The following is a 9,162-nucleotide window of genomic DNA, read 5'->3' as shown; positions in this document are numbered from 1 at the left end:
GGGTAATAGCGACGCCTTTGTCCGGGCGCAAGCCCTTTAAGACACTTCGATGGCAGGAATTCCGCTCATCCACAGGTGACCATAGGTCATCATGACGAATGCTGCTGTTCCCGGTTGCGGGCCGGCGCGCCATGTGGTTATAGGCGGCCCTAGGACATCACCGCAGCGTGACTGTCCCCGGATGGCCTCGTGGCGGAGTGGTTACGCAGAGGACTGCAAATCCTTGCACCCCGGTTCGATTCCGGGCGAGGCCTCCAACCTTTCTTTCAGCCGTTGATTTTCTTCGTGTTTTTCGGCTGATTGTCCCGCGCAGGGTCCACTCCCTGCCCCGGCGGGACAATTTCGTTCCCGTTTTCAGCCCGGCCGACAGTGATTTTCGCGGCTCCTGAGCCTGCCAAACGGCGACGATTCGCCTTCTTCGTATAGATCTGGGCCTGCTTCGCGGATTCCCAACCGAACGTTGCCATCAGCTCATGTTCGCTGGCGCCGTTGTCGGCGGCGCTCGTCGCGCCCGCCTTGCGCAGGCCGTGGCTGGAACAGTGATTCAGCCCGATCGCGTCGCACCATTTGCGCATGCGGTTGCCGAGCCCCTTCACCGAGAACGGCTTGTCCCATTCGTTGATCAGCAGATGCAGATGCCCCTTTGACGAGACGCGGGCGGCGCCGATCGCCGTCTGCAGCTCGGGCGCCACCGGCAGCGAGACGACAACGCCCTTCTTCTTCGTCTTGATCGTGAGCCAGCCATCGCGGATGTGCTGGCGGCCGATCACGGCCGCGTCGGAGACGCGCAGGCCCGTGTAGAGCATGATCGTCAGGCAGAGATTCGCGGTGGTCCCGGGCGGGTAGTGCGCGAAGAATCGGTTGATCTCGTCCTCGGTCCAGGTGTGGTGCCCTTCCGTCTTCGTCGGCATACCCTTCACGCCGGCGGCCGGGTTCGCGCTGGCGTGCTTGTATTCCGTCGCGAACTCAAAGAGGTGACGCATCGCCTTCAGGAAGGTGTTCGCGGCAGCGGGCGTCTCGGCCCGGCGGTCCCTGCCMCGTCGAATCACGTTCTCGGTGATATCCGCGATTCTCTCCTCACCAGCCGTCGCGGCGACGCTCTTCAGGATGTTGCGGCGTGCGCCCTGCGTCGCCTCGGCCAGGCCCTTGAAAGCGGCACAGCGATAGTACTCGTCGATCAGCCAGGCGAGAGAGCCGCGGCTGTTTGCCTTCGAGATGGTGCCGTCCGGCCGGCGCGGCGCGGCGCGCTTGTCGATCGCCGCCTGATAGGCCGCCATGAATTCCGGGCCGCCAAGCGTGCCCGGCAGGCGAATCTTTGGCTCGCCCGGCAGCCGCAGATAGTAGCGGGTCAGCCCCTCGGAGCGGTCGATGGTGACGTGCTTCAGTCTAATGTTCGCCATAGGCTCCATTAGACGATGATCTCCCGCTTGCGATCGTTGGTATCGCCCGGAGCGATACCAGTTGACCCGCCCGGCAGATCGTCAAAGGCGCGATCGAGCTCGCGCAGATCCCAGATGCGGCGGCGATCGATGGCTTTCGCTGGCGGCATGCGCCCGTCCTCGACCATCTCGAGGAATTTGCTGACCGAAACACCGATGTAGTCAGCAGCCTCAGCGCAGGAGAGTCCGCGCCTCGGAGCTGTTGGGCGCCGGCTGGCATCGTCGGAGGCGAGCAGGACAGCGTGAGCCATGGTCAGCGCAACTCCTCGCAGGTCGGGCGAATCGCCACGTCGAGTGCCGCCTTTTCGCCTGCTGCGCGTTCGCTCACAGACCCAGCCTCCCCTGGCCTTCGGGCGCGCCGATCGGGCGGGCGTCGATGGTGCGTTCGGGCTCGAAGAAGCCGAGCCGGCCGTTGCAACGCTGGAAGGGCAGCGGCTTCGCGTTCCGGAGCAGGAAGCCGTAGTCGCCGACGAACCACTCGCTGTCGCAGCGGGTGACGCAGCCATGAATTTCGGCAATGCCGACGATACCGCCGAGCTCGGCCTGCTGGACGGAGTAAAGCAGGTTGAGCTTGCTYGGCCGGCCCGTGGCCGGGTGAATGCCACCGACGAGCCGGTTATGCGCCTCGCGGTCGAGCTGCAGGCCGGTGTGGATCAGGAACTCGCCGCGGTACTTCGTCGACCAATCGCGGTTCTCCACATCCTTGTGACCATTGACGATCAGCCAGGCCCAAGGCTGGCGGATGGAAAGTGCCAACACCTCAAACGGCTCCCAGCTGCTGCTGCATGCGGATGTGCTCGATCTGACGCAACTTGCGGGCGCCAATCTCGATACGGACGGGATCGGCACTCGCGACATCCATGCGGGCGGTGTGCTCGGAGGGGCCGTATTTGTCGGTCAACACTGCGCCGGCGGCGACGGCCTTGGCCTTCATGCCAAGGCTGATGTCGAAGTGAACCCAGGAGGCATCGCGATGCTTGCCGAAGGACAGGGTCGGATGACCCTGTATCCATTTGCGCGCCACGCCGATCCGGTCGGCCATAGCGAGCATCTCGTCGAGCGTGTCGGCCCACATGTGGCACATGATCATGGTGCGAGCTGTGGCGAACGCTTTGAACGCGTGCCGCACGTCGTCGACATAGACCGTCATCAGTCGTCACCGACGCCGGTGACGACGTGGTCCGCGTCGACAATGAACTTGGAACCGCAAGCGTAGGCGGCGAAAACGAGCTTCTTGTAAGGATCGTGATCGCTGAAGACGACGGTGTGCTTGGCGTCTTTCCGATCAATCACCAAGTAGAAAATCTTGCCTTCCGAGCTGACGCCGATCTGCAGCTCGCACTCGCGTGTCTTCTTCCCAGAATCCGGATCGATATAGATCCAATGCCCGCCGTAGTCTGTGTCCTCCACTTCGCACGTGATGCTGGTTCCCCAGCGCTCGCGCTCCAGTTGCTGCTTGACCAGCACTTCGACCAGGGTCKACAGCTTCACCTCTCTCGGCGCCAACGACAGGATCTCTGTCATCTCGGCGGCGAGGCGCTCGTTGACGAGCGTGCCGAGCACCTCGTCCATCTTTGACCGCAGCACGGCCATGACCATGTTGCCGTAGGCGGGCACGTCGAGGCGGTCGCCGATCGCGAGCGAATTGGTGACGGCCTTTTCGATCTGCTTGCCGACATCGCCCCAGCGGAAGGCGTTATCGACGGCGGATTTCACGCTGACGCCGATCTTCTCCTCGACCAGCTTGCGGATTGCATCCTCGCTGGTCTGGCGGTGAACCTCGGCAATGATGGCGTCGGCCAGTGCGTTTTGTTCGGTCATGACAGGGCCTCGAGGATGAAGCTGGTGGAGATGGCGGAGGCAACGGCCGCAATCGCGGCATTGCCAGCGGCGGCGCCGAATTCGCGGCACMGGAACTGGTCGGGCAGCGCAGCGGCGTAGCTGCCCGCGGCGCCGGCCATGATCAGGGCGAAAGCCAGATAGAGCGCGGCGTCGATCATGCGCGCCTCGCGGGTGGCTTGATTTCTGGCCCTTCGACATGGCCGACGATCAGCTGGGCGACGGCGAGGCCGCGGCGCAGGACCGGGAAATCGCCGGCCTCATGCTGCTCATGGCCGAGCGCGGTCCATTCCGAGCGCGGAGCGTCCCAGCGCAGCAGCCACATCGCGTCCTGCGCGTCATAGCCAAGGAACTGGCCGGGCGTGCCGGTCGTTGGCAGACCGGGAGCGACGGTGATGCGGAACGGCTTCATGACGACGCACGCATCGTCTTGGCGGCGGCACGCAGAACAGGCGCTGGCGAGGCAGGGATCGTGATCTCAAAGCGGGCGCCGGCGCACATGGCGACGCGTTGCTCCGCTGTCAGGATCTCGCGCTTGCCCGCATGATTAGGTGCGCTGACCAGGCCTTCGGCTTCCATTCGCTCCATGAGAGCCGCCGCCTTGTTATAGCCAATCTGCAGCGTGCGCTGGACGAAGGACGTGGAGCCATTGCCTCCCTCCGCGAGCACGATCGCCTTGGCATGGGTGTAGAGCATCTCGTCATCGGCGCCGAAGGGCCGGCCGCCGAGAGGTGGGCTCGGCTGCGGGCGGCGCGGCGGAGCGCCCGCTGTCTCACCTACCGCGGTGAGATAGATCTCTATCAGTGCATCCTCTTCCTGGCGCTCGCTCAGGTCACGTTTGCGGAGCGCGACGACCTTGCGCAGGATCTTGACGTCAAAGCCGTTGCCTTTGGCCTCGGCGTAGACCTCCTTGATATCGTCGGCGATCGACTTCTTTTCCTCCTCCAGCCGCTCGACGCGCTCGACGATGGATTTCAACTGGTTGTTGTTGAGCGGGTCATCCATGGCTGCGCCCCCTCTCGGCGAGCAGCTCGGCGACGCTCTCACGGCGCGCGGCGATCAGGGCGCGCAAGGGCTCAAGCCGGCGCAGGCGCGTCAGGATCTCGGTGGCGCGCGTTTCGGCGCGTGCGGTTGCGGCCCGTGCCTCGGCGATATCGGCGAGCACCGCCTCGCCCTCGGCCATCAGGCGTTCGCTCTCGATCTCGATGACGCCAAGCGCCGTCTGCATCTCCGCGAGGATGCGCTCGGCCGAAGGTGGCAGGCGCGGGGCTTCCAGATGCGAGACGAAGCGGCCGTGAATGGCGCAATAGAGCGAACGACCGGCGTCGGTCAGGCGTGCAACCTCGATTGCGAGATCACCCATCGGGAGCATCTCGACATGGGCATGACCGCGACGCTCCAGCGCGCGGATCGAGCCGTCATGTGCGCTCTCGCCGGGAAAGGCGCGGCTCTGCCAGCCCTTACCGGGATAGAGGAAGAGAGGGCCCCGGGCCAAAAGCCCAAGGGCGATGCGCTGCTGCGTCGAGACCGGCATCGCGCCGGCCGCACGCGGAAGGCCAGAGCCGATCTCGACCAGGCTCATTGACGCGAAGCCTTGCCGTTGCGGCGGGCGAGCTTCTTGGCGCTCTCGATATGTTCGTCGATCTCGGCATCGGTGAAATCGAGCAGCAGGTCATCGCGGGTGACGCTGCCGGAGCCGGCGGTCTGTTTGACGATGAAATCCGCCATGCGCTGGGGAATGGTGGCGGAGCGGTGAGCGGCGGCGCCGCGCTGGACAGCAAGTGACACGAAGAGGCCTCCATCGGATTGCGATGGGGCATAAAATACGCATACGCATTTTCATGTCAACGCATATTATGCGCAGACGTATTTCACCACAGGCGCACCGGCGACCTGCGAAAGGGGTGAATGCTGGTGGGTTTCCTGCGCTCAGCCTCGGTCAGGCTTCCCGCTCTTGATCTGCCGGGTAACGCTCCGGCGGTTGTGATCGGTAATCTTATGCACCTGGCTCGCCGGAATGACCGCGATAACCGAACTGAAGGACACGATGTGGACGTCCGGCATCAAAGGCGCATTGTAGCTCTCGAGGTGATAGAGGCCCGGCCGGGAGCCTCGCAGGACGCGCTTAAGATAGCGGTTGCCTTCGGCGGTCTGCACGCCGGCGGGATAACCGACAACGCCATCGGGATTTTCGCCGAACCGTGAGCAGATGATGACGTCGCCATCGTCATAGCGCGGGAACATGCTGTCACCACCAACCTGCAGCGCCAGCGCATCTTCCGGAATCGGGAAAGGGACGCGAACCTCGAAAAGCGGCTCGGCGTGATTGATCTGCTCGCTCGACGTCTCGATCGAGCCACCCGCACCAATCCGCCCGATTACGCCGATCACCCGGCCAAATGACGGGCCTTCGGGCTGCGCCGGGGCGCCCACGACGCGAGAGTGCAGCTCGTTGATGCGGTCGCGCGTCTCGCCGCGCGGGTCGGCCCCATTCATCCACCGAGAGACGGTCGCCTGTGTCACCTGGAGCTCTTCGGCAAGCTCCTCCTGGTTCCACTCCTTGACGTCCATAATGGCTTGGATTCTGGCGCGGATGTTCATGCCGCCGATATACGGTCTCGCATAACCTGCCACAAATCGCGAACGTATACCCTCTTGCGTCATTTCATACTCATGCGTATACGTTTGAGGATGAATCCGATCCAACACATTCGCAAATTCGTCTTGCAGGTCTCGCAGGCCGAGCTGGCTGCGATGACCGGCACGACGCAGGCAACCGTTTCGCGCTGGGAGAATGGCGAGCTTTCGCCTGACCTCGCCCAGCTTGCGAGCATCCGCCGCGCTGCCCTCGAGGGCCATCGCGAGTGGGACGACTCGTGGTTCTTCGAAGCCCCTATCCCTCCGGCGCCGAGTTCGGCGCCTTCAGTCGCCGTTTCCTAGCACCCGCCCGTTCCGCCGGGCGCGTTGTAAAGCCCGGCCCGGCACTACCGAGGCCCATGATGCGCAAAGATGCGGATTCCTACCGACTTAAGGCCGCGGCTGCCGATCTGATCGTCCGTGTCGGCGGCCAGAAGCGCGCCGGCGAGATCGTCGGCGTGTCGCAGCAGATGATGAGCAATGTGGCGCAGCGCGACAGCGGCGCCATGTTGACCATTGCCGGCAAGCTGGCCCTTGAACGTGAATGCGGCACGCCGCTGCTGACGCAGGTCGAGGCCGATCTGCTCGGCTACCGGCTGGAGCCGATCGGCCCCCGCCCCGTCAGCGCGGTCGGCACGCCGTTCTCGGCGCATGCCGCCGTCATGCTGGAAGTGGCGGACCTTGCCCGCACCTTCGCCAACAGCGTGGCCGACGGCGTCTATTCCCGCGCCGACGCGCTGATCTGCGACAAGGCGCTCGACGATCTGAAACAGCAGATCGAGGCGTTCCAGCGCGTCAATGCGGCCACGTTGGCGGGAGAGGCTGAGTGAAGCCGTCGCCCTGCTGCCCGAATTTCCACATGTGCCGCCGGGACGGAACGCGCATTGCCTGCAGCGATTGCGGCGCGCCCTGCCCCATCTGTCGCGGCCAAGGCTCCCGCATCACGCAGGACGGCACCCGCCCGGCTTGCGGCCGCTGTGGCGGCTCCGGTTTCACAGCTCGCGCGCCGGCTCCTCCCCCGGCCCCGCTGCAGGCGCCGCCCCTCGTGTTTGGCCTGTCGCGAGGGGCGGATGCCGGAGCCTTGCCGTGCAGCTGAGCCGCGAGGCCTGCCCTGCGCCGGCGCCCGCCGTCTCTGCAGATGGCGGGCTGCCCTGCAGTGGCGAGTGGGATGCCATCGCCAACATGCTCGACGATGTCGCGGCCGGATTGAAGCGCCGCATGGCGCGGCGCGGCCCGTTCTCGGTCGCGCTTGCCGCCTTCATCGGCTCGGAACTGAAATGTTCCGCCGCCGAGATCCGCGCCAACCTTGCCCTGGAGGAGTTGACCGCATGTCAGAACCGACTGGCGTGATGATCCCGCGCGACCGCATCCGGCGCGATGGCGGCACGCAGCCGCGCGCCGCGATCGTCGAGCATGTCGTCGCCGACTATGCCGAGGCGGTGCGCTCCGGCGTCAGGCTGCCCGATGCGGTCGTGTTCTATGACGGCACCGCCTACTGGCTCGCCGACGGGTTCCACCGCGACGCGGCGCATGAACTGGCGGGCTTGGCCGAGATGCCCTGCGATGTGCGGGCCGGGACGCGGCGCGACGCCGTGCTCTATGCGGTCGGCGCCAATGAAACCCACGGTCTGCGCCGCACCAATGAGGACAAGCGCCGGGCCGTCTGGATCCTGCTCTCGGACGAAGAGTGGTCGCATTGGAGCGACCGCGAGATCGCCGGCCGCTGCCGCGTCTCGCATACGTTCGTCGCCAAGCTGCGGCCGGAGGTCAATGGCAACGTTGCCATCGAGCGGACCTTCGTCAGTCGCCATGGCACAATCGCGACAAGAACGGTGCCGGCGGCCGACCCGGCGGCTGATGCGCACCGCGCCGCAGCGCTGGCGACGATCACCGCCAACCCTGCCCTGCTCTATGAGGCGCTAAAAGGGCGTCAGGACGTCGCCGCCCGCGTCACCCGCGAGATGCGCGATGTAAAGCAGGCAGCGAAGAAGGAACGGCGCGCCGAACGCGAAGCGGAGCTGGCCGACAAGATCGAGGCTGGCAATGCGGCGCTGGCCGAGGCTGCGGCCGGCGGCAAGCGCTATGGCCTCGCGCTCGCCGACCCGGAATGGCGCTTCGCGGTCTGGTCCGACGAGACCGGCATGGACCGGGCGGCGGATAATCACTACCCGACMTCGCCGACGGAGGCGATCTGCGCCCGGCCCGTCGGCGAGATCATGGCCGACGACGCCGTGCTCTTGCTCTGGGCGACCGTGCCGATGCTGCCCGACGCGCTGCGCGTCATGGCGGCCTGGGGCTTCACCTACAAGAGCCATGTCGTTTGGCTGAAGGACGAGGTCGGCACCGGCTATTGGTTCCGCAACCAGCATGAGCTGCTGCTCGTCGGCACGCGCKGCGACATCCCGGCGCCCGCCATGGGCACGCAATTCCGCTCGGCACTGGCCTATCCGCTCGGCCCGCACAGCGAAAAGCCGCCCTTCGTCCATGAGATCGCCGAGGCCTATTTCCCGAACCTCCCCAAGATCGAACTGAACGCCCGCGCCGCCCGGCCGGGCTGGGATGTCTGGGGCGCGGAGGCGCCGGAGGCGGTGGCGAGCGAGGCCCCGGCAACGGAACTGCCCGCCCTGCCGCGTCGCAAGCGGAAGGCGGCGTGATGCGCGTTCTCGTCGCCTGCGAATATAGCGGGATTGTCCGGCGCGCCTTCGCGGCCCGCGGGCATGACGCGTGGTCTTGCGACCTGCTGCCCTCAGAAGACCGCAGCAACTGCCATATCGTTGGCGATGCACGCGCCATTCTCGATGATGGCTGGGATCTCCTGATCGTCGCGCATCCGCCCTGTACCCGCCTCTGCAATAGCGGCGTGCGCTGGCTGAGCGGGCCGCCTCCCGGCCGGACCGTTGCAGATATGCAGGCTGATCTTGAGGCCGGTGCCGACCTGTTCTCGGACTTCTGGAATGCGCCGATCGAGCGCGTCTGCGTTGAGAATCCGGTGATGCATCGGCACGCCAAGGCGCTGATCCGAAACTACGCCGAGCCGGCCCAGAGCGTGCAGCCTTGGCAGTTCGGCCATGGCGAAGTGAAACGCACCTGCCTCTGGCTGCGCAATCTTCCGCCGCTGTTGCCGACGGATGTGGTCGAGGGTCGGCAGGCGAGAGTTCACCGGATGCCGCCCGGCCCTGACCGTTGGAAAGAACGATCGCGTTTCTTCCCCGGCATCGCCGCTGCCATGGCCGATCAGTGGGGCGGG

General features: G+C 65.6%; 16 protein-coding genes, 1 tRNA gene and 1 pseudogene. 6 read left to right on the top strand and 12 right to left on the bottom strand.

All coding sequences use genetic code 11. The features are described 5' to 3' along the window. Nucleotides 1–183: 183 nt before the first annotated feature. Nucleotides 184–257 (top strand) — tRNA-Cys (locus AC1DJT_RS30355). Nucleotides 258–266: 9 nt separating this feature from the next. Here the strand turns inward: AC1DJT_RS30355 and AC1DJT_RS30350 are convergent. The 12 genes and pseudogenes from AC1DJT_RS30350 to AC1DJT_RS30295 all read right to left on the bottom strand — a co-directional run bounded on the left by AC1DJT_RS30350 (nucleotide 267) and on the right by AC1DJT_RS30295 (nucleotide 5,849). Continuing rightward, entirely contained in the window at nucleotides 267–1,409 is a 1,143-nt protein-coding gene (locus AC1DJT_RS30350) for a tyrosine-type recombinase/integrase (RefSeq protein ID WP_476768616.1), read from the bottom strand. Continuing rightward, nucleotides 1,409–1,690 carry a helix-turn-helix domain-containing protein gene (locus AC1DJT_RS30345; protein ID WP_476835501.1) on the bottom strand — a complete coding sequence of 94 codons (282 nt, stop codon included), beginning with the start codon at nucleotides 1,688–1,690 and terminating at the stop codon, nucleotides 1,409–1,411. Before AC1DJT_RS30345 ends, AC1DJT_RS30350 begins: the two co-directional genes overlap by 1 nt. A gap of 73 nt (nucleotides 1,691–1,763) precedes the next feature. Next, a complete protein-coding gene (locus tag AC1DJT_RS30340) occupies nucleotides 1,764–2,198 on the bottom strand; it encodes an ASCH domain-containing protein (RefSeq protein ID WP_476768618.1) in 435 nt (144 codons plus the stop codon). A gap of 1 nt (nucleotide 2,199) precedes the next feature. Then, nucleotides 2,200–2,589 carry a DUF4031 domain-containing protein gene (locus AC1DJT_RS30335; RefSeq protein ID WP_476768619.1) on the bottom strand — a complete coding sequence of 130 codons (390 nt, stop codon included), beginning with the start codon at nucleotides 2,587–2,589 and terminating at the stop codon, nucleotides 2,200–2,202. Then, entirely contained in the window at nucleotides 2,589–3,260 is a 672-nt protein-coding gene (locus AC1DJT_RS30330; RefSeq protein ID WP_476835500.1) for a hypothetical protein, read from the bottom strand. The genes AC1DJT_RS30335 and AC1DJT_RS30330 overlap by 1 nt, the downstream gene beginning before the upstream one ends. Beyond that, entirely contained in the window at nucleotides 3,257–3,439 is a 183-nt protein-coding gene (locus tag AC1DJT_RS30325; RefSeq protein ID WP_476835499.1) for a hypothetical protein, read from the bottom strand. The genes AC1DJT_RS30330 and AC1DJT_RS30325 overlap by 4 nt, the downstream gene beginning before the upstream one ends. Continuing rightward, nucleotides 3,436–3,690 (bottom strand): hypothetical protein, encoded by a 255-nt coding sequence (locus AC1DJT_RS30320; protein ID WP_476768622.1) that lies wholly within the window; start codon nucleotides 3,688–3,690, stop codon nucleotides 3,436–3,438. Before AC1DJT_RS30320 ends, AC1DJT_RS30325 begins: the two co-directional genes overlap by 4 nt. Next, nucleotides 3,687–3,974 (bottom strand): DNA translocase FtsK, encoded by a 288-nt coding sequence (locus AC1DJT_RS30315; protein WP_476768624.1) that lies wholly within the window; start codon nucleotides 3,972–3,974, stop codon nucleotides 3,687–3,689. The genes AC1DJT_RS30320 and AC1DJT_RS30315 overlap by 4 nt, the downstream gene beginning before the upstream one ends. Before the next feature lie 78 nt (nucleotides 3,975–4,052). After that, nucleotides 4,053–4,283, bottom strand: a pseudogene (locus tag AC1DJT_RS30310) (DUF2312 domain-containing protein); the annotation flags it as partial. Beyond that, complete coding sequence (locus tag AC1DJT_RS30305) at nucleotides 4,276–4,860, bottom strand: hypothetical protein (RefSeq protein WP_476835498.1); 585 nt, start codon at nucleotides 4,858–4,860, stop codon at nucleotides 4,276–4,278. The pseudogene AC1DJT_RS30310 and the gene AC1DJT_RS30305, both read right to left, overlap by 8 nt. Further along, nucleotides 4,857–5,066, bottom strand: coding sequence for a hypothetical protein (locus AC1DJT_RS30300; RefSeq protein ID WP_476770184.1), 210 nt, complete (start codon nucleotides 5,064–5,066; stop codon nucleotides 4,857–4,859). The genes AC1DJT_RS30305 and AC1DJT_RS30300 overlap by 4 nt, the downstream gene beginning before the upstream one ends. A 141-nt stretch (nucleotides 5,067–5,207) precedes the next feature. Next, nucleotides 5,208–5,849 carry a helix-turn-helix domain-containing protein gene (locus AC1DJT_RS30295; RefSeq protein WP_476835502.1) on the bottom strand — a complete coding sequence of 214 codons (642 nt, stop codon included), beginning with the start codon at nucleotides 5,847–5,849 and terminating at the stop codon, nucleotides 5,208–5,210. Between the two features lie 102 nt (nucleotides 5,850–5,951). On the opposite strand from AC1DJT_RS30295, the gene AC1DJT_RS30290 reads away from it, so the two are divergent. The 5 genes from AC1DJT_RS30290 to AC1DJT_RS30270 form a co-directional block, all read left to right on the top strand. Then, nucleotides 5,952–6,218, top strand: a complete 267-nt coding sequence (locus tag AC1DJT_RS30290; protein WP_476835497.1) for a helix-turn-helix domain-containing protein — start codon at nucleotides 5,952–5,954, stop codon at nucleotides 6,216–6,218. Between the two features lie 59 nt (nucleotides 6,219–6,277). After that, the gene (locus tag AC1DJT_RS30285) at nucleotides 6,278–6,745 is read left to right on the top strand and encodes a hypothetical protein (protein ID WP_476835496.1); all 468 of its coding nucleotides are present in this window, start codon (nucleotides 6,278–6,280) and stop codon (nucleotides 6,743–6,745) included. 256 nt (nucleotides 6,746–7,001) lie between these two features. Further along, the gene (locus AC1DJT_RS30280; protein ID WP_476770187.1) at nucleotides 7,002–7,265 is read left to right on the top strand and encodes a hypothetical protein; all 264 of its coding nucleotides are present in this window, start codon (nucleotides 7,002–7,004) and stop codon (nucleotides 7,263–7,265) included. Further along, nucleotides 7,244–8,569: an MT-A70 family methyltransferase gene (locus AC1DJT_RS30275; protein WP_476835495.1), complete on the top strand. Its 1,326-nt coding sequence runs from the start codon at nucleotides 7,244–7,246 to the stop codon at nucleotides 8,567–8,569. The genes AC1DJT_RS30280 and AC1DJT_RS30275 overlap by 22 nt, the downstream gene beginning before the upstream one ends. Beyond that, on the top strand, nucleotides 8,569–9,162 hold a 594-nt coding region (locus AC1DJT_RS30270; protein WP_476835494.1), incomplete at its 3' end, for a hypothetical protein. The genes AC1DJT_RS30275 and AC1DJT_RS30270, both read left to right, overlap by 1 nt.

It is taken from the genome of Allobosea sp. 05T422_2 (genome assembly GCF_056396265.1).
The sequence above is the reverse complement of the archived record's forward strand: the minus strand, read 5'-3'. Positions and strand labels throughout refer to the sequence as shown.